We start from the raw sequence: 21,475 nt of genomic DNA on the forward strand, positions 1-21,475 counted from the left end.
GGCCATTTGCGGCACGGCCTTGCGGACGCGGCCGCGCTCACCCGCTGTTGCGACCCAAAATGCAGGTCGCCCAGAAGTGTTGTAGCGTTTTTGGGATGCGCTTTTGGTTAGTGGCGCACCATCCCGGCGTCGACATTGAGCGTCTGGCCGGTGATCCAGCGCGCATCGTCGGAGGCCAGGAACGAAACCACATCGGCGATATGTTCCGGCTGCCCCTTGCCTTTCATCGCCTGAAGCATCTCGACGAAGCCGAACGCCTCGTTATGCGGGCTCGCCTTGACGCCGTCGCTCTCGATCAGGCCAGGCGTCACCGCGTTGGCGGTGATGTTGTACTTTCCGAGTTCAGTGGCGAGCGCCCTGGTGAAGCCGATGACGCCGCCCTTGGCCGCGACATAGGCCGCCATGTTCGGCGTGCCGGCAAAGAAGGTGTTGGATGCGATGCTGATCACCCGCCCGGCCTTGCCTGCCGCACGCATCTGGTCCGTGCCGGCGCGGCTGACAATGAAGGTGCCTGTCAGGTTAACGTCGATGATCTTGCGCCAATGGTCGAGATCGACATCGTCCCAGGCGACGAACGGCACGATGCTGGCATTGTTGACCAGAATATCGATGCCTCCGGTCAGGGTCTGGATTTCGGCAAAGAGTGCCTTCACCGATGCCGGATCGGAAATGTCGGCGGCGATCGCCCTCGCCTTTCCGCCTATCGCCGCGGCGGCCGCCCTGGCACCTTCGGCATTGATGTCGCTGACGATGACGGTTGCCCCGTCGGCGGCAAGCCGTGCGGCGATCGCCTTGCCGATACCCTGCGCGGCGCCCGTAACCAGGGCCGTCTTTCCCGCAAGCCGTTCAGTCATGAAAAATGCTCCCTCAATCCGTGATCTGGTGATGTCTGTTCAGGCGTCGGCGTCGATCACGGCCAGCGCCGCGTCGATACCCTTGCCGATCGCCAGTTTCTGGCCGGCCGCGTTCATGGCGCCGCCAAGTGCCGTCAGCGCCGCGATCGCATAGATCGGCTGGGCGGTCGGACCCATATGGCCGATGCGCGTCAGTTTCCCCAAGGTTTCGCCGCGGCCCGACGAAAACACCACGCCGTAGCGGGCGCGCGCGGCCTGGCGAAGCGCCTTCTCGTCGACACCGTCGGGCGTGCGGACGGCGGTCGTGGTCGGCGACGCGATCTTGTCGCTGGCGGCCCAGATCGACAGGCCCATCGCGGCAACGCCCGCGCGCATGGCCTTGGCGGTGAGCGCGTGGCGCGCCCACACCGCCTCCGGCCCCTCATTGAGATAGAGGTCGAGCGCGACATCGAGCCCGTTGATCTCAGAGACCGACGGCGTGAACGGAAACGGCTTGTCCCGCGACCACGCATGCTCCCAGTCGACGATGCTCAGCATCGACGCGCGCGGCGCCAGGGGATTTGCCTTCATCTTGGCCCAGCCCCGCTCGCTGACGCCCATCATCGTGAGGCCGGGAGGCGCGCCCAGGCATTTGTTCGGGCCGGTGACATAGATATCGGCCTTGCAATCCTCCGGATGCGTCTTCATGCCGCCAAAGGACGAGACGGCATCGACGATGAGATAGCCGCCACGCGCCGACACCAGCGCCCCGATGGCGTCGATCGGATTGATGGTGCCGGACGGCGTGTCGTGGTGGCAGACGGAAACGACGGTGATTTCCGGATGCGCTTTCAGCATTGCCTCGACCGCCTGCGGGTCGATCGCCTCGTTGTAGGGCACCTCGATCTCGAGCAGATGTGGCGAATAGCGTTTCGCCCAGTAGCCAAAGCCCTTGCCGTAGACTCCAGAGGCAAGGTTGAGCACGACATCGTCAGGCGCGATCAGCGAGGCTGCGGCGGCCTCCAGGCCGAGCACCGGCTCGCCATGCAGGATGACCGGCTTGTTCGACAGCCGCATCGCCTTTTGCGCCTTGTCGACCACACCCTCGTAGAAGAACTGGAACGCCGGGTCGTAGTCGTAGAGCACCGTGCGGCCGAGGCCGCGCAGCACTTCGGCATAGGCATTCACCGGCCCCGCGGTCAGGGTGATGACCGGATCGGCGTGTTCGAGATAGCGCATCGTCTTGTCTCCCGATTGGCGGCGATCAGCCGTAGAATTGCGTGCCGGTCCTGTAGGTCTTGAAGTTGTCCATGTCGTGCGAGTACATCAGCTCGGCGCCATGGTCCTCGGCGAGCGTCTTGACCTTGCGCATCGAATTGACGCCTGCCACAGGATCGATGTGGAAGGCAGCCTGGCACAGCGTTTCAAGGCTCTTCTGCGTATAGGCCGCGTCGATCGTGAACATGATCGGCTTGCGCTTGGGAAACTCGACCAGCAGGCTGTAATGGCCGATCGAATGACCGGGCGTCGAGATCAGCTTTACGCCCTTGGCGAGATCGACGTCGCCCTCGATGCCCTCGAAGGTCGAATTCGCCCGTGTCGTTCCCGCGAGCAATTGCCCGGTCGCGCCACGCGCTTCGGCAGCCTCCGCCGAAAAGCTCAGATCGGAATAGCCGAGATGCTCGAAAGGCTGCGGATTGCAGGCCTGCGGCACCTCGGTTCGGTGACAGATCTTCTTGGCATGCGGAAAATACTTGTTGCCGCCGCAATGGTCGAAATGGAAATGCGAATTGACGACAACGTCGATGTCCTTCGGCTCGAGGCCGAGCAGCGCCAGGGCGCCGGGGATGGTCTGGTGCTTTTCCTGGATCGGCTTTTCGAATGGCAGCACCTTCATCACGTGATCGTAGTCGTAGCCGGTGTCGATGAGGAACCGGCCCTCGGCATGTTCGATCAGGATCGAATAGACGGGGAAGCGCACTTCGCCGCCAGGGCCTCGGTTCCAGAACACGTGGTATCCGTCGAGAACGAGCGAGCCGCCGTCGAGCAGGTAGACCTTGGTATCCGACATTCTTGCCTCCTTTATTGGCGCGGGTCCCGTCCGCGCATGAATTGTGTTCAGCGCGCGCCGCGCTCGTATGGAATGCCGAGCGCCGCCGGCAGGCTGGCGCGCCGGCCGAACAGCACCAGCATGATCATCACCGCCAGGAACGGCAGCATCTGGATGATGTCGGTCGGTATGTTGATGCCGGCCACCTGCATTGCTGTCGTCAGCGACAGGCAGACGCCGAACAGCAACGCGCCGAACAGCACCCAGACCGGGCGACCGCGCGCCAGCATGGCCAGCACGATGCCGAGAAAGCCCGCGCCATTGGTGATGAACGGAATGAACAGGCCGGCCCCGACATTGGCGAGATAGGCGCCGCCGAGCCCGGCCAGCGCTCCGGTCGTCAACACGGCTATTGTGCGGGTTTGCACGACATCGATGCCGGCGACATCGAGCGCCGCCGGCTTGTCGCCTGCCGCCTGCAGGTTGAGGCCCAGTTGCGTGCGCCGGTAGATGTAACCCATGCCGAAAACCAGTGCGACCGCCAGATAGACGATCAGATGATGTTTGAAGAATGCAGGCCCGATGACCGGAATGTCCGAAAGCAGCGGAATGACGGTCGCATCCGCCGCCGGCAGGCGGGGGTAGCTGCGCGAGAACTGGAAATGGTGGAGCAGTGCCGTCAGGCCTTCCAGTCCCAAGGTCAGCGCTATGCCGATGACGATCTGGTTCAGCCCGATGCGCACGCAAAGCAGCGCCATCACAACTGCCACTGAAACGCCGCCGGCGGCACCGGTGAGAAAGCCCAGCCACAGCGACCCGGAATAGAAAGCACCGACAAAGCCGAGATAGGCGCCGGCCAGCATCATGCCTTCGATGCCGATATTGAGCACACCCGCCTTTTCGGAGATCTGCTCGCCGAGCCCGGCAAGCAGCAGCGGGATCGCCGCGGTGACGGCGCCGAACAGCAGCGCGCTGAGAAAGACTTCGCTGAACAGCCCGGTCATGCCCTAGGCCCTCCGCGACTGGTTGTATCGGTGATCGACATATTCGGCGAGCGCGAGCACGATCAGCACGATCGAAACCAGCACCAGCGTGAAATGATTGGGCACGCCGAGCCGCCGGGCCGCGCTCTCGCCGCCGATCGAAAGCACCGAGAGCAGGAACACGAAGCCGATGGCCGCAAAACCGTTCATGCGGGCGAGAAATACAGCGGGAATCACGGCAAGCCCATAGGCGGGATTCCAGTCGGCGCGGACATTGCCCTGGACGCCGATGATGTCGACGGCGCCAGCAAGCCCGGCCAGCCCGGCCGAAATGGCGAAGACGGCAACGGTCAGGCCGGGGACGCCGAGCCCAGAGTGAACCGCCGCGCGTGGATTGGCGCCGACGATCCTCAGCTTCAGCCCGAACGCCGTGCGCGTCATCACCAGATGCACGATGACGATCGCCGCCAGCCCAAGCAGCAAGCCACTGGTGATGGTCGTTTCGAACAGGCGCGGCAACCGGTCTTCCACGGGCAGCGTGCGCGTCTGCGGCACGGTCGTGTTTGGATCGCGAAACGCCAGCTTGACCAGCACATTGGCGAGCGAGGTGCCGAGGAACGTCATCATCAGCGTGGTGATGATCTCGTTGACGCCCTGATAGGCACGCAGCAGGGCCGGCACCAGCGACCAGATCATCGCCACCACCATGGCGATGAGGAACGAGCAGAACAGCGCCAGCCAGGCTGGCATGATCTGCACGAACACGGGAGCGCTGGCAGCCGCCGTCACCGCGCCGAGCAGGAACTGGCCGTCGCCGCCGAGATTCCACATGCCCGCGCGAAAGGCCACGATCAGGCCGGCGGCAAGAAACAGCAGCGGCGCCATGCGCGTCAGTGTCTGCTGGATGCCAAGCGGCGAGAACAGTCCCTTCTCCAGCACGAAGCCATAATAGGCGAGCGGGTCGACGCCGACGGCAAGCAGGATACAGCCGGCTATGACGAGAGCGATGAGGATCGGGCCGAGCGTCATTAGCAGCCGATGCAGGATGTCGCGGCGCGTCGCGGCCCCGCTCGTGGCATCGAGTGCGGTAGCACTGACTGTGGGTGCGGTGTCGATGCTCATGCGGCAAGTCCGATCATCAGGCGACCGACCTTGGTGCGGGCGTCGTCGGCATTCTCGACGGTGCCGACCAAAGCTCCGTTCGCGATGACGGCGATACGGTCGCACATGCCAAGCAATTCCTCGAGGTCGGTGGAGATCAGCAGCACGGCAAGGCCACGCGCGGCCGTGTCGCGGATGCGCTGGCGCGACGCCAATGTGTTGGCGAGATCGAGCCCATAGGTCGGCTTGTTGAAAATGACCACCTTGGCGCCTTCTGCCAGTTCTCTCGCCAGAAGCACCTTCTGGATGTTGCCGCCGGACAGCCGCGCGACCGGCGTCTTCAGGCTCGGCGTGCGCACATCGTATTCGCGCACGAGCTGGGCGGCGCGCTTGTCGATCTCCGCGCGCTGCTCGACGCCGTTGCGCCAGAACGGCGCCGCGCCGACCTGCTTGAGAAAGAAGTTGATCGAGACCGGGAAGGTTCCGACGGTGCCCTCGCCCAGCCGGTCGTCGGTCAGGTAGCGAAGACCGCGCCGGCGGCGCTCGCCGACGCTCAGCGTCTCGATGGCGGCGCCGTCCAACCGCACCGAGCCGCTGGTGGTCGTACGCTGGCCGGCCAGCGCTTCCGCCAGTTGCTTCTGGCCGTTGCCGTCGATGCCGGCTATGCCCAGGATCTCGCCCGGGCGGATGTCGAAGGAGATCGACGACAGGCCCGGAGCATTGTCCGTCGGCGCGACCGCCAGATCCGCGACCTGAAGCAGCGGGGCCGTTCCGGCGCGGGCAGTGCGGACAGGACGCTCGACAGCTTCCGGGTCATCCTTCTGCTTGCCGAACATCAATTCCACGATCTCCGAGACGATCTCCTGTTCGCCCAACGTGCGAAACCGCTCGGGCGGGATCTCGCCGACCTTGCGGCCGAGCTTCAGCACCGAGATCCGGTCGCCGAAGGCTGCCGCCTCCTTGAGCTTGTGGGTGATGAAGACGATCGCCAGGCCCTGCTCGACGAGGCGGCGCATCAGCGCGCCCAGTTCGTCGATGCCTTTCGGCGTCAGCATGGAGGTGGACTCGTCAAGGATGAGCAACCTGCTGTTGCGCACCATCGCGCGCAGGATCTCGACCTGCTGCTGCTCGCCGAGCGACAGCTCCGATACCTTGGCATGCAGCTTGACGGTGATGCCGAGCGTGCTGGTGATCTCGGCGACCCGCGCCGCCAGTTCCTCGGTCCTGGGGCGCTGCCACCACGGCCCGCCAAGCAAGAGGTTTTCCGCCACCGTCAGCGTCGGCACCAGCATCATGTGCTGGAATACGGTGCCTATGCCGAGTGCCAGCGCGTGGCGCGGCGAGGTGATCGGGGTCGGTTTGCCGTCGACCAGTATGCGTCCTTCGTCCGGCTGCTGCAGGCCGGACAGCATGCCGATCAATGTCGATTTTCCCGCGCCGTTCTCGCCCAGCAGCACATGCACTTCGCCCGGGCGGATCGACAGGTCAACGCTGTCATTGGCAACGATGCCGGGGAACCGTTTGGTCACGCCTTCAAGCGCGACGATGTCGCGCCCGGCAACGGACGATGAAGAAGAACCGCTCATGAAAGCCCAGCACCAAAAATCGGGAATCGACCGGAGGGGTGACGGATCACCCCTCCGGCAGCTGACCGTGATCGCCTTACTGGGCGACGCTGGTCATCAGTGCCCTGACGGCGGCCGCGTCATAGACCGGATCGACCTTGATCTTGCCGGAAATGACGTCTTCGCGCAGCGCCTGGATCTCCGTCCAGACATTGTCCGGGATCGCAGCGGTTTTCAGCAGCTTGACCGAGTCGTCCTTGAGGCCGATCGTATAGTGCTTGGTGCCGAACGTGTCGGCCTTCAGGTCGGCAATCATCGCCGCATAGACCGGCTCGATGTTCCACACCACCGACGACAGCAGGAAGCCCTTGTCGATCGGCGACTTGTCACCGATGACGTCGATGAAATAGACTTTGCCGCCATCGGCTGCCTTGGTCGTCTCGACCGCCTGCAGCATGCCGAAGCTCGAACCGTTGCCCTGGCCGAAGATGATGTCGGCGCCCGACGCGATCACGCTTTCGGTGACGCGCTTGCCGCCGGCGGCATCGCTGTAGGCAGCCGGTCCGATCACCGCATAGGTGATCTTGACGTCCGGGTTCTCCGCCTTCACGCCTTGCGCGAACGCCGCTGACTGCGAATTCCACGATGGCGGTTCGCCCGAGACGACGATGCCGACCGACTTGGAGCGCGACACCTTGGCGGCGAGGCGACCGGCGAGATAGGCGCCCTCGTGGCCGCTCAGCGTGTAGTCGGCGACGAGGCCCTTCTCCAGGCCGTTCGGCGTGTCGACGATTGCCACCGGAACTTTCAGTTCCTTGGCGATTTCAGGAGCCGAGGTGTTGTAGCCGCTGGCATGGGCGATCAGCAGGCTGGCGCCGTCGGAGGCAAGTTCCCGCAAGGTCGGACGAACGTCGCCATAGCCGAGGCCCTGGGCCACGACCACTTCGACGCCGGCGGCCTTGCCCGCCGCCTTGGCGGCGTCGATGCCTTGCTGGTTCCAGCCATAGTCCGTGCCTTCTTCGGGCGTCAGGATGGCGATCGACTTGACCTCGCCGGCAAGCGCACCGCTCATCAAGACACCAGTCAATATAACTGCACTTACACTGCTCTTAAGAAGCTTTAACATGTTACCCTCTCTGTTGTTTTACCAATCAATATTCTTATTGTTATTGCGCAAAAGCGAGATAGACTGCCTAGGGAAAAATTACATATGGAGCTCAGGCAAAGTGAAGATCCGTTATGCCCTTCCGGTGATGTTGGCGTTATCGTCCTTCGCCAACGCGGTTGAGTTGCACCATGTCACCGTCCGCACCGGCACTGACGGGCTCGACATGGTTCCGTTGACGATTTCGAATGCGGGCAGCGAAGGCCTGTCTTGCAACGCCGACTTCGCCCACTGGTATTCGGCCGGGATCGCAACGGTCGAACCGGGCAAGAGCGCTCGCATCGAACTCTGGTTCGATGCGAAGACCGGCACGTTCACGATCCTCAACGACAAACGCGAGAACCTGCCTGTCGAGCGGCTCTGGTGCGGCCTGGCGGGCCGCGCATATGCCACCCGCGTGCAGGTCACGCTCGACCGCACCGATGCGGCGAAAGGCGAGCGTGCGGTGTCCTGCGCCATGGCGCAGGACAGTCTGGTCTGCCGGTAGCCGCTCATCGAGCTTTCCGTTCGAACATTGCGCGCCCTTATTCCTTCGCCAGGAATGTGTCGGTGAAGACATCGTCCGCCGACAGAGCCGCCTTGAGCACGCCCTGATCCGTCAGCGTCTTCAAGGTCTCCTCCCACTGTGTCTTCGTCATCCAGCCGAGACCGTGTTCCTTGGTGTCGGGGCTGCTGAACGTCGATGCGATGTCGGCGTTGATCTGCGCCAGCAGCACACCCTTCTTGTCCGCATAGCCGGGTGCTGCCTTGGCGGTGATCTCGGCAGCCTCTTCCGGATGCGCGACGACATAGTCGAAGGCCTCCCTGTAGGCCTTGACGAAGCGGCGCACGACATCAGGCTTGTCCTTGATCATCGCCTGCGAGGTGAACAGGCCCGAGCCATAGGCCTTCCAGCCGTAGTCCGCCCCCATCATGATGCTGAGCGAGCCTGGGCCTCCGGCCTTGGCCTCAAGTTCGGGAACCTCGGCGTCGACATAGCCGACGACCGTCTGAACCCGGCCTAGAAGCAGATAGCTTTCATAGGGCGGCGAGACGCTGTTCAGCGTCATGTCCTTTTCGGTCAGGCCGTTGGCGGCCAGGAAGCCCTTGAAGAAGATGTAGGTGGAGCCGGCCGGATGAATGCCGATGGTCAGTCCCTTGAGATCGGACGGCTTGGTGAGCTTCAATGTCTTGGCCAGCGAAATGATGCCCAGCGGCGACTGCTGATTGACGGCCACCAGCGCCACGACCGGAACATTCTGCGACCGTGCGACGGCAAGCGTGGGAAGATCGCCGAACCCGAAATCCGCGTTCTCATTGCCCACCAGCCGCATTGCGTCCGGCGAGCCGGATCCCTTGCGGATCTCGGCCACATCGATGTCGTTCTTGGCGAAGAAGCCCTTTTCCTTGCCGACAAAGAACATGGCGTGATTGCCGCGCACCACCCAGTCGAGCTGGACGTTAACCTTGTCGGCCGCCAGAGCCGCGTTGGAGAAACCGAGTGCTGCGACAAACGCCGCGAAGGTAGCGGCCTTGATAAGTGAGCGTCTCAGCATTTTTTGTTCCCTTTTATGAATTTGATTGATCGAGCGGGCCTAGGACTGGCTGAATTTCGGCGCCCACGGCACCACGATGCGTTCGAGAATTTCGGCGGCGTAGTAGAAGGCGATGCCAAGCACGGAGACGAGCAGCAGCGCTGCGAAGACCAGCGCTGTATCGAGCTGGGTCGAAGCGAACTGGATGACGTAGCCGAGACCGTCGGAAGCGCCGGCAAACTCGCCGACGATGGCGCCGATCACACTCAACGTGGCGGCGATCTTGGTTCCGGCCATCAGGTTCGGCAGCGAGTGCGGAACGCGGATCCTGAACAGAATCTGCGTCGGACTGGCCCCGACCGAATTCATCAGCGCCAGCAGCGAGCGGTCGACCGATTGCATGCCCGCCAGCATGGAGAGCGTCACCGGAAAGAAGGCGATGACCAGGATCAGGCCGATCTTGGGCGCCAGCCCATAGCCGAACCAGAGGATGAAGATCGGCGCGAGCGCGACTTTCGGCACGTTCTGGAACAGCACCACCAGTGGATACAGCGCGCGTCCCAGCCAATCGAAGCGCACGATGACCAGCGCAATGGCAATGCCGACCACAACCGAGACCAGGAAACCGAACAGGATCTCGCCCGCCGTCACCAGCGTCGCCTGCATCAGCGTGCCCCATTGCGCGGCCAGCGATTTCGCGATCTCGGATGGGGCCGGAATGATGAAAGCGGATATGGCAAAGATCCGCACGGCGGCTTCCCACAGCACGATTGTCACCAGCAGCAGGATGACCGCCGGAAGCCAGCTGCCGGTCGCAGCGCTCCAGCTGGAGGCGAGCCGCGGCTCGGAAAGATCCGTGATGGGTTGGTCGCTCAAGACGCGCCTCCCGGTTGATGGCTGGAGCGCAGCATCGTCCGCAACTGAACCACCAGCCTGACGAACTCCGGATCTTCGGTGACCGACAGGTCGCGCGGATAAGGCAGCGCAATGTCGAGGCTCTCGGTGATCCGCCCTGGCTTGATCCCCAGAACGTGAACATGGCGCGACAGATGGATGGCCTCGTCGATGGAATGGGTGACGAGCACGATCGTCTTGCCGGTACGCTGCCAGATCTCCAGCAGCGACTGGCCCATGGAATCGCGGGTGATTGCGTCGAGCGCGCCGAACGGTTCGTCCATCAGCAGCACCGCCGGGTCGAGCGCCAGGGCCCGTGCGATGGCGACCCGCTGCCGCATGCCGCCCGACAGCTCGTTTGGGCGCTTGTGGGCGCTATCGCCGAGCCCCACCAGTTCCAGCATCCCCTGGCCGCGCGCGCGCAGATCCGAGCGCGACAGCGACTTGTCGGCGATGCCGAGCAGCATCGAGGCATTGTCGACGGCGTTCTTCCAGGGGAGCAAATTGGCGTCCTGAAAGACGAGGCCGATCATGCGCTTGCGCGCCGCCTCGACCGGCGCGAGCCCGGCGATCGAAACGCTGCCCTGGGTCGGCTGCACCAGGCCGGCCAGCACCTTGAGCAAGGTGCTCTTGCCGCAACCGGAAGGACCGATAAGGGAGACAAACGACCCCTTTGGCACGGAAAGATCGATGTTTTGGAGGATCAGCTGCCGGGCGATGACCACCGAAACGCCCTTGGCGGAGATCAGGTCGTCATGGCGGATATGGGCCGGCCTGTCGCCGGCAGCTCGAATGGTTTCAATGCGCATGGCTTGTCACCTCGCGCGCTGTCGTCGGCCGCACTCGCGCCATTGCGAAGGCGCCCTTCACACAAACAGCCGACCGGTGGAACTCCTCAAACCGGCCTGCCCTCTGCGCACCATGTGACATTGGCTACTCCCGGCCTTCCAGGATGCGCCGCACCGCGACGAGCTTGCGCGCCCGTTCGCCTTGCAGCGCCTTTGTCTGCTCGGGCGTGTAGGCAAACATGCCCTCGCCCGACTTGATGCCGAACTTCGACGCAGCCGTCTTCTCCAGCACCATCGGCGCGACATCGTCGCGGTTGGAGAGATCGGCATTCAAAAAGGACGAGACGGATTTGTAGATATCCAGCCCCGCCATATCGAGCAGCGCCATCGGGCCGATGACGGCGATCTTGTAGCCGATGCCCCAGGACACGCAGGTGTCGAGATCTTCCGGTTCGATGACGCCGCGCTCGACAAGGTCGACCGCTTCGCGCAACAGCGCATAGAGCACGCGGTTCTCGACGAAGCCCGGAACGTCCTTCTTCACCACCACCGGCAGCAGGCCGATCGAGCGAATGAGGTCGCGGATCGTCGCCACCGTTTCTGGCGCGGTCTTTTCGCCGCCGATCACCTCGATCATCGGGATGATGTGCGGCGGGTTCGACCAGTGCATGCCGACCATCCGCTCGGGGTGCGAGATATGCGCCTGCAGCTTGGTGATCGGGATGCCCGACGTGTCGGAAGCGACGATGACGGACGGGCCGATCAGCGGATCGATGTCACGATAGGTCTGCGCCTTGATGTCGATATTCTCGGGCACATTCTCGATCACCAGTTCGGCGCCGTCGACGGCCTCGGCGAGCGTCGCGACGAAACGCACGCTGCCGGCGCCCGTCCCCGGCGCCTTGATGTCGAGACGGTCGAGCACGCCGCCGGCGAGATCAAGCATGCCGCGGGCACGCTCGACCGACGCTTGCGAAACATCATACGCCGTGACATCGAGCCCGCCGCGCGAAAGCCGCGCGGCGATGCCTGGACCCATCGTTCCCAGTCCGATGAGAGCGGCGCGCTTGATCATCATGCCGCCTTTGCGGGAGCAGCAGTGGTTGCCGCCTTGAAGGCCGGCCGAGCGGCGATCGCGGCCACCCAGCGCTCCAGATCGGGCATCGACGGCCGGTCGATCTTGAAGTCGACGCAGCGCTTCAGGATCGGCGCGCAGGCGATGTCGGCAAGCGTCAGCTTGCCGAGCGCCAGGAAGTCCTTGCCGGCCAGGTGGCCGTCGACGATCTTGAGCTGCGCGACAAGATCCTTCACTTGTTCCTTGTATTCGGCGGTCTGCTCCTCGGGTGTCAGCTTGGCGCCTTTGAAGGCCGCCAGGTAGCCCGGATTGACCGCCGCCAGCAGGAAGTCCATCCAGCGCTCGACCTCGGTCTTTTCCGCGGGTGTGGCGCCAATCAACTGTTCGCCGCCGGATGCCGCGAGATAGCGCAATATGGTGTTGGACTCCCAGATCACGGTGTTGCCGTCGACCAGCGTCGGCACCTTGGAGGTCGGGTTGAGCGCCTTGTATTCCGCCGTCTGCGTGTTCTCGAACTGGCGGCCGTAGTCCTCGCGCGTATATGCAGCGCCAAGCTCCTCGAGCATGAAGAGCACCTTCTGGACGTTGCCTGATGTCTGGCGGCCTAACAGCTTGTACATGTCGTCTCCTCGATTGTGTCCAAGGCCTACTTGCCCGCCGGCAGCGGCTTGTAGACGATGGCGTCCATTTCGATCTTGGTGTTGATGACCGCCTTTGCTTCGACGGTCGTGCGCGCCAGGACGGCGTCGCCGATCCCTTCGAGGAACGCTTTGTTGTAGCGGCCGAAATCGCGCGTATCCTCGAGATAGGTGGTGATCCGCACGACATCCGACAGCGTCGCGCCTTCATGCGCGATGACGCGCGCGATGGTCTTCAGCGTGGCCAGCGTCTCTTCCTCGATCGTGCCGCTGATCATGTTGTTGTTCTCGTCCTTCGGCACCTGGCCCGAGACGAAGATGAAATCGCCGGCACGCACCGCCGGATGAAACGGCAGGTTCGGGTTCTTGTTGCCGATTGCGTAGTGGCTGGCGGATTTTCGCGTGCTGTCGCTCAATGCCTGCTCCTAGAGAACACTGGTTTCGATGATGTCGACGCCGCGAATGCGATCGATCAGATAGACGATGCCGCGGTCGTCGATGGTCACGTCGTTGGACGAGGAACGCTCCGCCCCCTCCGGCGCGCCGGGCATGAAATGGCCGACTTCCTTTGGCGCGAACGGGTCGGCGATGTCGACCAGCCGCAGCCCCTGCGCGAACCACGCAAACGGAATGATCGTGCCCTTGAACCGTTCGGAAGGCTGATGGCAGCCCGTCATCGGCGGTTGCGGCGCGCCGTCCGGGTCGAGGCCCGGCACCTGGAAGGTCGAGATCGGCAACGGGTTGGTCTCGTCGGTGATGTCGTAGATCCAGGTAAAGGCCGGCGGCGAAGGGCGGAGTTTGGCGACGTCCTCGTCCGCCACCACCATGATGTTGCGGCCCTTGAGCGGCTGTGGAATCGGCAGGCAGGTGTGGGTGGGATGCGGAAAGCTTGGGCTCGAATTGACGTGCGAGATCAGCTTCGGCTTGGTGATGTCCGAAATGTCGAGGATGAACAGGCCGTGATGCCAGTAGCTGACAAAGAGCCGGTCGCCCATGCGCAGCGGATGGTGGCAACGCGGCGTGACATAGTCATGCCAGGGGTATTCTTCGCCGCCGCCGGTCCACTGGCCGGGTATCCACCAGCGTCCAACCTCGACCGGCTTCGTGGGATCGATCAGGTCGAGGATCATCACGATATTGCCGACATAACCGTCGGCGGTCGGCGAGATGTAGACGTAACGGCCGTCGAAGTCGTAGCGGTGGACGCCCTTGCCGCCGGTTATCCACTTCGAGATGAGCTTGGGCTGTGCCGGCTTGGTGGTGTCGTAGAGCGCCAGTCCGCCGCCGAAATCGGCCGGGCCGGCATCACCAAAGCGCTCGTGGTTAATGATCATCAGCCCGTCCTTGGCGCGCACCTTGTGCGAGTGCCAGCCTGGCGGAACATCGATCGTGGCTATCTTGCGCGGATTGCGCGGGTCGGAAATGTCGACCAGCGTCGTGCCGCTCGGCGGCCGCATGTGGCCGATATAAAGGATGTTGCCGTCGACCCAGACCTGGCCGCCGCCTGGGCAGTCGACGTGGCCGATCTGCTTGGTGTTGAACGCCGAAACCAAATGCATACGCCCTTGCTGCTGAAACGTCATTTCGATGTCCCGCCGTCAATGGCGGCGGGACAGTGCTTGCCGAAGGACCGGACTAGACGAGGCGGAGCAGATCGCCGGCCTGGTTGCGACCCCAGCGCTTGTAGAGGAGCAGCGCCTTCTGCGTCGGCGCATCGGTGGCGCCGAAGAAGATCACCGGCTCGCTCGACGAGCCGTTGACATGTTCGACCCAGGAACCGCCGGGTATGGCGATGGTGTCGAACTGGTTCCAGTCATAGCGTTTGCCGTCGATGATTGAATGGCCGTTGCCGCGGAACGGCGCCAAAAGCAGGCTGGCCGTCTCGCGCTGCGGCAAGGTCTTCTCACCGGGGCGCAGCATCTGCACGTAGAAATTGATGGTGTGGAAGACCGGGCCGCCAGTGGTCGGATCGACATAGTCGATGACGATGCCTTCATGAGGGTCGCCATCCCAATCCTTGTGGGCATCGAGGACCGCTTCCATCTTCTCCCAGCGATAGACATACATGGGCGACGACAGGCCGCCGCCGCGCTTGTGGTCGACGAAACGCGGCATCAGGCCGCCCTCACCATAGATGCGCTGTGAGTAGTCGCTCGGATAGCGGGCGGTCTGCACCTTCTTCTCGACTTCCTTGCCGTCGACCATCTCGGTGTATTTGTGGTCGAAATGGACGGCATGCAGCGTTTCGACCAGCGGCAGGTCGAGCACCGACAGGTTGACTGCCTGCTCGCCGCCCACGGTGCCATGATTGTGCCAGGCGTCGTTGGGCGTCAGCACCATGTCGCCCGGGCCGAAGACCACGTCTTCGCCCTCGACGCCGGTGAAGTTGCCCTTGCCGGTCAGGCCGAAGCGGATGGCGCTCGGCGAGTGCTTGTGCGGCGGCATGATCTCGTCGGGATCATTCAGGCGGTAGGCGGTGTACATGGTGCTGACCGATGCACGCTTGGGTGCAAGTCCAGGATTGACCAGGATCAGCGAACGGCGCTCGCTGTCGTCCATGGTCACCAGTTCGGCGGCGCGCTGCAGCAGCGGCTCGATGTCCGAATAGGACCACACGAAGGGAACGGCCTTCGACGTCGCCATCAGCTGCTTGATCTCGTCATGGTCGACGCCTTCCGACGTCGCCCAGAACGGAAACATGTTTTTCGCATAGAGGGCGTCATAGAGGCCCTTGAGTGCTGCCTTCTTGTTGGTGAGCACATCGTTAGCTGGTTGCGCCAGGGACATATCGGACCTCTCGTCACGAAGAAAATGCTTCTAACCAACTCAACCGTATTCGCATTGGTTTTGCTCGACAATCCCCAAATTGCGAAATTTATAAGTTTTTGGTTGAGATGCATTTTCGGCAGGCAAATGCTTAAAAATGGGCATAGATGGTCAAAATTCGCACAAAATGCACTCAGAAAGGCGTAATGAAGCCTACCCGCCACGGCCGCGCAGGCTCACGCGGCAGTCCAACCAACACAGATTTTTATCTCAACCAAAAGATTTTGGTTGCATACCGGCGACCGCTATCAGGCCGCCACGCTCTGTTGAGCGCGGCTGCGGATCAGATCCACGGCCTTTTCGGCGATCATGATGACCGCCGCATTGATGTTGCCGCAGACGAGATCCGGCATCACGGAGGCGTCCACGACACGAAGTCCGGCAACGCCCCGCACCCGCAATTCCGGATCGACCACCGACTCCGCATCGACACCCATACGGCACGTGCCGGCCGGATGATGCACGGTGATCGAGGTCTTGCGGATATGCTCGTCGATCTCTTCGTCGCTCTCGCATTTCGGGCCGGGGAAGAATTCCACGCCAACGAACGGGGCCATGGACGGCTGGCTGGCAAGGTTGCGCGCAACACGAAAACCGGCGCGAAGCGACTGCCAGTCGCGCTGCGAGGACAGGAAGTTCTGGTGGATCAGCGGCGCGGCGACCGGATCGCTCGATGCCAGCTTGACGCTGCCGCGGCTCTCCGGCTGCACGGCAACGATACGGGTCGCAAAGCCGTCGGCGAACGGCGCCTTGAAGGGCGACATGTAAGGCCATGCCCCAAGCGGTGCGGCGGTGAAAAGCAACTGTACGTCCGGCAGCGGCCGGCTTGCATCGCTTTTCAGGAATGCCACGACGCCGCCAGGCACATCTCCCGAAAAGCCCTTTCCGGTGAGATAGGTCTTGACGAAATCCAGCCCGATACGATCGGCCCGCATCATCTTGAGAAACGGTCCCGGCTGTTTGCGTCGATACATCAGGATGACCGAAACATGGTCCTGCAAATTCTTGCCGACCTGCGCACGATCGACCTTCGTCTCGATGCCATGCGCCGCGAGTTCGCCGCTATCGCCTATACCCGACAGCATCATCAGTTGCGGCGTGTTGATGACGCCGCCGGCAAGCAGAACCTCGCGTCGCGCCAGAACTTCATGGCTCGCCCCGCCTCTGGCATAGGCAACGCCCGTTGCGCGCCCATCCTTCAGCAGGATCTTCGTCGCCATCGCGCCGGTCAGCACCTTGACGTTGCCGCGGCGCATGGCGGGCCGCAGATAAGCGGTCGCGGTCGAGCAGCGCCGGCCGTTCGCAATTGTCATCTGCAGGCGGCCGAAGCCTTCCTGTATGGCGCCGTTATAGTCGTCGGTCTGCGGATATCCGGCATCACGGCTGGCCGTGGCGAAGGCATCGATCAGTTCATCCTTGTAGCGGCAGAACTGGGTGCTCAGCGGCCCGCTGCCGCCACGATACCGGCTTTCGCCCGCCTCCCAGCGCTCCTGCTTCTTGAAGTAGGGCAGCACCTTGTCGAACGACCAGTCCGTCAGGCCGCTTGCCGCCCAGCGATCGTAATCGCCGCGATTGCCGCGTACATACGCCATGGCATTGGTGGAGGAAGAGCCGCCGATGACCTTGCCGCGCGCGCACTCGACCTTGCGTCCGCCGACATTGGCCTCGGGCTCGCAGAAATACATCCAGTCGTGGCGGCGCTCGGTCAGTATCTTGCCCCAGCCAAGCGGGATGTGGATCATCGGATCGCGGTCCCAATCCCCCGCCTCCAGCAGAAGCACCGACACCGCGGGGTCTTCGCTCAGCCGGTTCGCCAGCACGCAGCCGGCCGATCCCGCACCGACAATGACGTAGTCAAAGGTTTCGCCAGCCGGCATGCGTGATCCTCGGGAGAAAGACGGCCCGCCGCGATGGCAACCGTCGACGAAGGCAGTCAACCATCGCACAACTGGTGTTGTCAACCATTGCGTACAGTTGTAGATTGGTTGAATTGGTTGAGTGCCGTCGAACAGGTTTTCGTGTCACAATATGATGTCAGGACGTTGAGTCGGCGATCTGCCGATCGGACAGGAGATTTGGTTTTGAGCGCATTCGAGCCGCAGGTCGGACCATCGGATCTCGACGACATCATTGCCGCGGTCCGCCAGTTGCAGCAGGGCGGCGGCAAGCTTCCGTCCGAGCGCGATCTTGCGGAACATCTGAGTGTAAAGCGCCATCAGCTTCGCAAGGCGCTTGAAGCGCTGCGCCATTCAGGCGATCTCAAGCCGGCGCGCGCCAGACGGGCGCCGACCGCCCTTCCGAGATATGGCGAGGAACTGGTCAGGGTAACCAACCCGATCGAGGTTCTGGAATTGCGCCTGATCATGGAGCCGGGCCTTGCCCGGTTGGCGTCGCTGCGCGCCTCCTCTTTCGAGACGGCGCGTATCCTCGACGCGGCAACCACGCCGGAGAATGCCCCGTCGGGCGAGGTCGACTTCGCCTTCCATCTCGCGATCGTCGCCGCCGCCCGCAACCATCTCGCCGCGGAATTCTACAAGATGCTGCGTCAGGTCGGGGTCGATGCGCGGGTGAAGGTAGCGCGCACCGCAGCCCCCACCTGCCCCAAGCGGATCGCCCAGCGCGACGGCGAGCATCGGCTGATCGCCGAAGCGATCTCGCAGCGTGATCCCGAAGCGGCAGAGGCCGCAATGCGCGCGCACCTGCTGTCCGTGCAGAGACAGATCATGGAACGATCGAATGCCGGCGCCTTTGCCGCGTGATCGTACGCCTTCTGACATCGAGCCTGTGCGGGGAATTTCGAATTGAAACGTCATTTCGACGTGCTGGTCATCGGCGCGGGATCCGCCGGTTCGGTTGTTGCCAGCCGGCTCAGTGAAGACCGGTCGTGCCAGGTCGGCCTCATCGAAGCCGGGGCGATGCCGGCCGATCCCGATATTGCCGACCCGCTGAAATGGACGATGCTTCAGGGCCGCGCCTACGACTGGAGCTACCGCACCGTGCCCCAGCCCTTTACCGCCAACCGCGTCCATGAATGGCCGCGCGGCAAGATCGTCGGCGGCTCGAGCTGCCTGCATGCAATGGCCTATGTACGCGGCCATCCCGATGATTTCGAACCCTGGGCAGCAGTCGGCGGCGAGCGCTGGTCCTATCGGGGATTGTTGCCGGGCTTCATCCGCAGTGAAGCCTTCACTGCCTTCGACGGGCCGGCACGCGGCAAGAGCGGCCCGCTGGACGTCTATCTGCCGGACGCCGAGGTCAGTCCGATCGTGCGTGCTTACATCGCCGCCGGGCAAGCCATGGGGGCTCCCGCCCTGACCGACCACAACAGCGGCGAACTGGTCGGCACCAGCCCCAATTCACTCAATATACGCGACGGAAAGCGCCTGAGCGTCGCCGACGCCTATCTGCCGCCACAGGTCATGGCGCGGCCGAATCTGGCCTTGCTCACCGGCCACGCGGTCGAGCATCTGGTGCTGAACGGCCACAAGGTCACCGGCGTGAGCGTGGTGTGCGAGGGTGAGACCAGAACGCTCTGCGCCGACCGGATCGTCCTTTGCGCCGGCGCCGTGTCCACGCCGCTCATCCTCATGCGGTCGGGCATTGGCTGTCCGGATACGCTGAAGCAGGCGGGGATACGCTGCCTTGCCGATCGACGCGATGTCGGTCGCAACCTGCAGGACCATCTGCTGGCCCTTGGAAATGTCTACAGCACGAAAAAGCCGGTGCCGCCGTCCCGCCTGCAGCATTCCGAATCGCTGATGTACCTGCATGGTGACGACCCTACCCGTTCCACGGGAAGCCCCGACATCGTGCTCGCCTGCGTCGTCGCTCCGTCAGCGGCCGAGGGCCTGAACGCCCCGCCCTACGGCTCCGCCTTCACGATCCTGTGCGGCGTCACCCATCCGACAAGCCGCGGGCGCATCGCCCCAAGCGGGCCGGGCCGTAACGATGCGCCGCTCATCGATCCGCACTATCTCGAAACCGAACACGATCGCACGGTCTTCAGGATGGCCTTGAAGCGGGCGCGCATGGTCGGCCATCACGCGGCTCTGGACGAATGGCGCGATGCGGAGATCCTGCCGGGCGCACCGGTTCAGTCCGATGATGAGCTCGATGCCTTCATCGCCAGGGCCGCTTCCACCCATCATCATCCGGCTGGCACATGCCGGATGGGTCGTGATGCCGACGCCATCGTCGACGCTGACCTGCGGCTGAACGGTTTTGACAACATCTCTATCGTCGACGCTTCGGTGATGCCGGCGATCCCGAGCGGACCGATCAACGCCGCAATCGTCGCCATCGCGGAAACCTGGGCAGCATCTACAGGGATTACCGAGTCCGCAGCGTGAACGGCGGCGGCGGCGTCTGACAATTCCCCTGGTGTTTGAATGGCGCTGGCGCCCCCCGGCGGGTAGTCAGCTGTGGAGATGCGTCAATTCAAATGCGGCTCCGTCCGGGATGCCAGCCATGCGCTGCTCGGCTGACCGGAACATGTCCGCGAACTCCACCTCGTTTTCGAACACCACGCCGCCGACTTTGACGATCAGGGCATCCTCGGTTCCTTTTGGTGCGAAATAAACTTGCGCGATACGCGCCCGGATACGCTCGCCGATTTCCCTGGCTTCTGCTTCGGTGGCGCCTGAGAGGAAAACCCCGAACATCGAAGTGCCTATGCGTCCAACCAGATCTTCCGCGCGCACCGATGATTGTATGGTTGAGGCGACGAGCCGCAAAGCCTCATCGCCCCATTCAAGACCAAAGCGCAGGTTGATGGACCGCAAATGTTCCGAATGGATGACCAAGAAGGCGCCCGATCCCGGACCCGGCGCCGCTGGCCTTGCTGTTCTTCTTTCGACCATCGACGTGAAGACCGCTCCGTTCAGGCAGCCTGTCATGGTGTCGAAGGTTGCTGACTTGTCGAGTTCCCGGCGATAGCGACGAAGCTCGATCTGCTTCAATCCAATGAACAGAAAGAGCGGAACACCAAGGACAACAGGCAACAGGATTGCCGTCACCATGCTGCGCCCAAACGGCGTCAGCCCCTCCGAGAACAGGAGCAGATAGTTGAGACCGATGGAAAGGGCCAGGATTCCCGCGGTTCCCAGAAAGGTCAGCCAAGCGACGCCTTTCCATGCCTGGGCGGTGGTGGTCGCCATTGTCTTTGTCACTGGCCGATCTCCTGTGGATGAGCTGGTATAGAGCCGGCGTGCTGCAATTCGGTTTCGAGGAACCTTCCAATTTGATGCATCGGCGGAATGATCTCGTCGAGGTCGCGGACGAAATCGGTCTGTCCCAGGGAAAGCTGCGCCCGTGACGGTTGACAAACAAAATATCAGGAGCTGAGCAACCAGCTATTGTGCCGGGCCGAATATGCCCATCTCCGCGTCCCTGGCTGTCGCCTCCGCCTTGCCGTAGATGCCACTCGGCAGTGCCATGGCCCAGCCGTTGGAGACAAGCCAGGCACCGACATCCTGCTTGCCCAGGCTGCACGGTGCGGCGATGGCAAAACGCTCGACGTCCGGCGGCACGAAACATTTTAGCGCGCGTCCCCTTAACCAGGAATTGAAAGCGGCGCGTGCACGCTCGCCGCAAGGCCAGGTGGCCTCGTGAAACGAGCAGGATGTGTCGAGGTCGATGCCTTGCACTCCACTGATGGCCACCTTCCGGCCCATGGATTCGAACATCGCCGACGATGTGGCAATCGGGCGGTAGAGCAAGACCTCCCGCCAGTCCCCGGGCAGCGGCGTTTTCAGGGGCACGGCGAGACCGAGCTCGCTGAGTGGCGGACGGGGCTCGGCCCGTTCGATCTCCGCGGGATCAAGCCGCGGCGGAGCGATCAGGTCCTGAGCAACCTTGCGGGCTGGTTCTCGGCGTTGTGCGCCGGTAACGGGGGCAACCGGCCGGTTTGGCTGCGTATCGTCAATATCCTGCGAAGGGATAAGGACAGGCCGATCGACCGAAAGCAAAGCCCGGGCCTGAATGATCAGCAGGACTCCGGCCAGAAGCAGGAGGCTTCCGAGCGCGATCGCCAAGCTGCTGCGGC

At 63.2% G+C, this 21,475-nt stretch carries 21 protein-coding genes; 3 read left to right on the forward strand and 18 right to left on the reverse strand.

Going from position 1 to position 21,475, the window contains the following annotated elements; all coding sequences use genetic code 11:
• Window positions 1-107 precede the first annotated feature (107 nt).
• The 7 genes from EJ076_RS29620 to EJ076_RS29650 form a co-directional block, all read right to left on the reverse strand.
• Complete coding sequence (locus EJ076_RS29620) at window positions 108-854, reverse strand: SDR family NAD(P)-dependent oxidoreductase (RefSeq protein ID WP_126070255.1); 747 nt, start codon at window positions 852-854, stop codon at window positions 108-110.
• Between the two features lie 39 nt (window positions 855-893).
• Window positions 894-2,072 (reverse strand): alanine--glyoxylate aminotransferase family protein, encoded by a 1,179-nt coding sequence (locus tag EJ076_RS29625; protein WP_126070256.1) that lies wholly within the window; start codon window positions 2,070-2,072, stop codon window positions 894-896.
• Window positions 2,073-2,097: 25 nt separating this feature from the next.
• Entirely contained in the window at window positions 2,098-2,904 is an 807-nt protein-coding gene (locus EJ076_RS29630; RefSeq protein ID WP_126070257.1) for a 4-pyridoxolactonase, read from the reverse strand.
• A 47-nt stretch (window positions 2,905-2,951) separates the two neighbouring features.
• On the reverse strand, window positions 2,952-3,887 hold the full coding sequence (locus tag EJ076_RS29635; protein ID WP_109659556.1) for an ABC transporter permease: 936 nt from the start codon (window positions 3,885-3,887) through the stop codon (window positions 2,952-2,954).
• Window positions 3,888-3,890: 3 nt separating this feature from the next.
• Complete coding sequence (locus EJ076_RS29640) at window positions 3,891-4,988, reverse strand: ABC transporter permease (protein ID WP_126070258.1); 1,098 nt, start codon at window positions 4,986-4,988, stop codon at window positions 3,891-3,893.
• On the reverse strand, window positions 4,985-6,553 hold the full coding sequence (locus EJ076_RS29645; RefSeq protein ID WP_126070259.1) for an ABC transporter ATP-binding protein: 1,569 nt from the start codon (window positions 6,551-6,553) through the stop codon (window positions 4,985-4,987). The genes EJ076_RS29640 and EJ076_RS29645 overlap by 4 nt, the downstream gene beginning before the upstream one ends.
• Before the next feature lie 76 nt (window positions 6,554-6,629).
• A complete protein-coding gene (locus EJ076_RS29650) occupies window positions 6,630-7,604 on the reverse strand; it encodes a BMP family protein (RefSeq protein WP_245462910.1) in 975 nt (324 codons plus the stop codon).
• A 154-nt stretch (window positions 7,605-7,758) separates the two neighbouring features.
• Between EJ076_RS29650 and EJ076_RS29655 the strand changes: the two genes are divergently transcribed.
• Window positions 7,759-8,184 carry a hypothetical protein gene (locus EJ076_RS29655; protein WP_109659547.1) on the forward strand — a complete coding sequence of 142 codons (426 nt, stop codon included), beginning with the start codon at window positions 7,759-7,761 and terminating at the stop codon, window positions 8,182-8,184.
• 37 nt (window positions 8,185-8,221) lie between these two features.
• On the opposite strand, the gene EJ076_RS29660 is transcribed toward EJ076_RS29655, so the two are convergent.
• From EJ076_RS29660 to EJ076_RS29700, 9 genes are all read right to left on the reverse strand, one after another.
• On the reverse strand, window positions 8,222-9,232 hold the full coding sequence (locus EJ076_RS29660) for an ABC transporter substrate-binding protein (protein ID WP_109659545.1): 1,011 nt from the start codon (window positions 9,230-9,232) through the stop codon (window positions 8,222-8,224).
• A gap of 39 nt (window positions 9,233-9,271) precedes the next feature.
• Window positions 9,272-10,087: an ABC transporter permease gene (locus tag EJ076_RS29665; RefSeq protein WP_109659543.1), complete on the reverse strand. Its 816-nt coding sequence runs from the start codon at window positions 10,085-10,087 to the stop codon at window positions 9,272-9,274.
• On the reverse strand, window positions 10,084-10,914 hold the full coding sequence (locus tag EJ076_RS29670) for an ABC transporter ATP-binding protein (RefSeq protein ID WP_126070261.1): 831 nt from the start codon (window positions 10,912-10,914) through the stop codon (window positions 10,084-10,086). The genes EJ076_RS29665 and EJ076_RS29670 overlap by 4 nt, the downstream gene beginning before the upstream one ends.
• A gap of 124 nt (window positions 10,915-11,038) precedes the next feature.
• Window positions 11,039-11,968, reverse strand: coding sequence for a 5-formyl-3-hydroxy-2-methylpyridine 4-carboxylate 5-dehydrogenase (gene fhmpcd1 / locus EJ076_RS29675; RefSeq protein ID WP_126071168.1), 930 nt, complete (start codon window positions 11,966-11,968; stop codon window positions 11,039-11,041).
• Window positions 11,968-12,588 (reverse strand): glutathione S-transferase family protein, encoded by a 621-nt coding sequence (locus EJ076_RS29680; RefSeq protein ID WP_126070262.1) that lies wholly within the window; start codon window positions 12,586-12,588, stop codon window positions 11,968-11,970. The genes fhmpcd1 and EJ076_RS29680 overlap by 1 nt, the downstream gene beginning before the upstream one ends.
• 26 nt (window positions 12,589-12,614) lie before the next feature.
• A complete protein-coding gene (locus EJ076_RS29685; protein ID WP_056582478.1) occupies window positions 12,615-13,022 on the reverse strand; it encodes a RidA family protein in 408 nt (135 codons plus the stop codon).
• A 9-nt stretch (window positions 13,023-13,031) separates the two neighbouring features.
• Complete coding sequence (locus tag EJ076_RS29690) at window positions 13,032-14,189, reverse strand: hypothetical protein (RefSeq protein ID WP_126070263.1); 1,158 nt, start codon at window positions 14,187-14,189, stop codon at window positions 13,032-13,034.
• A gap of 52 nt (window positions 14,190-14,241) precedes the next feature.
• A complete protein-coding gene (locus EJ076_RS29695) occupies window positions 14,242-15,393 on the reverse strand; it encodes a cupin domain-containing protein (RefSeq protein ID WP_024505127.1) in 1,152 nt (383 codons plus the stop codon).
• A 287-nt stretch (window positions 15,394-15,680) separates the two neighbouring features.
• Entirely contained in the window at window positions 15,681-17,309 is a 1,629-nt protein-coding gene (locus EJ076_RS29700) for a choline dehydrogenase (protein WP_126070264.1), read from the reverse strand.
• A 204-nt stretch (window positions 17,310-17,513) separates the two neighbouring features.
• Between EJ076_RS29700 and EJ076_RS29705 the strand changes: the two genes are divergently transcribed.
• Both EJ076_RS29705 and EJ076_RS29710 read left to right on the forward strand, forming a co-directional pair.
• Window positions 17,514-18,191, forward strand: coding sequence for an FCD domain-containing protein (locus EJ076_RS29705; RefSeq protein WP_126070265.1), 678 nt, complete (start codon window positions 17,514-17,516; stop codon window positions 18,189-18,191).
• A 42-nt stretch (window positions 18,192-18,233) separates the two neighbouring features.
• A complete protein-coding gene (locus tag EJ076_RS29710) occupies window positions 18,234-19,781 on the forward strand; it encodes a GMC family oxidoreductase N-terminal domain-containing protein (protein ID WP_164548764.1) in 1,548 nt (515 codons plus the stop codon).
• A 66-nt stretch (window positions 19,782-19,847) separates the two neighbouring features.
• Here EJ076_RS29710 and EJ076_RS29715 read toward each other — a convergent pair whose 3' ends face one another.
• Together EJ076_RS29715 and EJ076_RS29720 are read right to left on the reverse strand one after the other, a co-directional pair.
• Window positions 19,848-20,600: a GGDEF domain-containing protein gene (locus EJ076_RS29715; RefSeq protein WP_126070266.1), complete on the reverse strand. Its 753-nt coding sequence runs from the start codon at window positions 20,598-20,600 to the stop codon at window positions 19,848-19,850.
• 183 nt (window positions 20,601-20,783) lie between these two features.
• Window positions 20,784-21,464 (reverse strand): thermonuclease family protein, encoded by a 681-nt coding sequence (locus EJ076_RS29720; RefSeq protein WP_245462912.1) that lies wholly within the window; start codon window positions 21,462-21,464, stop codon window positions 20,784-20,786.
• Window positions 21,465-21,475: the final 11 nt, after the last annotated feature.

The sequence above is a fragment of the Mesorhizobium sp. M7D.F.Ca.US.005.01.1.1 genome (genome assembly GCF_003952545.1).
Lineage (GTDB): Bacteria > Pseudomonadota > Alphaproteobacteria > Rhizobiales > Rhizobiaceae > Mesorhizobium > Mesorhizobium loti.

Bases quoted from the DNA above. Each gene is read 5' to 3' on its own strand.
- EJ076_RS29650 (WP_245462910.1), bottom strand. From the start codon at position 7,604: ATGAGCGGTGCGCTTGCCGGCGAGGTCAAGTCGATCGCCATCCTGACG.
- EJ076_RS29670 (WP_126070261.1), bottom strand. From the start codon at position 10,914: ATGCGCATTGAAACCATTCGAGCTGCCGGCGACAGGCCGGCCCATATC.
- EJ076_RS29660 (WP_109659545.1), bottom strand. From the start codon at position 9,232: ATGCTGAGACGCTCACTTATCAAGGCCGCTACCTTCGCGGCGTTTGTC.
- EJ076_RS29700 (WP_126070264.1), bottom strand. From the start codon at position 17,309: ATGCCGGCTGGCGAAACCTTTGACTACGTCATTGTCGGTGCGGGATCG.
- fhmpcd1 (WP_126071168.1), bottom strand. From the start codon at position 11,968: ATGATCAAGCGCGCCGCTCTCATCGGACTGGGAACGATGGGTCCAGGC.
- EJ076_RS29645 (WP_126070259.1), bottom strand. From the start codon at position 6,553: ATGAGCGGTTCTTCTTCATCGTCCGTTGCCGGGCGCGACATCGTCGCG.
- EJ076_RS29625 (WP_126070256.1), bottom strand. From the start codon at position 2,072: ATGCGCTATCTCGAACACGCCGATCCGGTCATCACCCTGACCGCGGGG.
- EJ076_RS29620 (WP_126070255.1), bottom strand. From the start codon at position 854: ATGACTGAACGGCTTGCGGGAAAGACGGCCCTGGTTACGGGCGCCGCG.
- EJ076_RS29680 (WP_126070262.1), bottom strand. From the start codon at position 12,588: ATGTACAAGCTGTTAGGCCGCCAGACATCAGGCAACGTCCAGAAGGTG.
- EJ076_RS29635 (WP_109659556.1), bottom strand. From the start codon at position 3,887: ATGACCGGGCTGTTCAGCGAAGTCTTTCTCAGCGCGCTGCTGTTCGGC.
- EJ076_RS29640 (WP_126070258.1), bottom strand. From the start codon at position 4,988: ATGAGCATCGACACCGCACCCACAGTCAGTGCTACCGCACTCGATGCC.
- EJ076_RS29690 (WP_126070263.1), bottom strand. From the start codon at position 14,189: ATGACGTTTCAGCAGCAAGGGCGTATGCATTTGGTTTCGGCGTTCAAC.
- EJ076_RS29630 (WP_126070257.1), bottom strand. From the start codon at position 2,904: ATGTCGGATACCAAGGTCTACCTGCTCGACGGCGGCTCGCTCGTTCTC.
- EJ076_RS29695 (WP_024505127.1), bottom strand. From the start codon at position 15,393: ATGTCCCTGGCGCAACCAGCTAACGATGTGCTCACCAACAAGAAGGCA.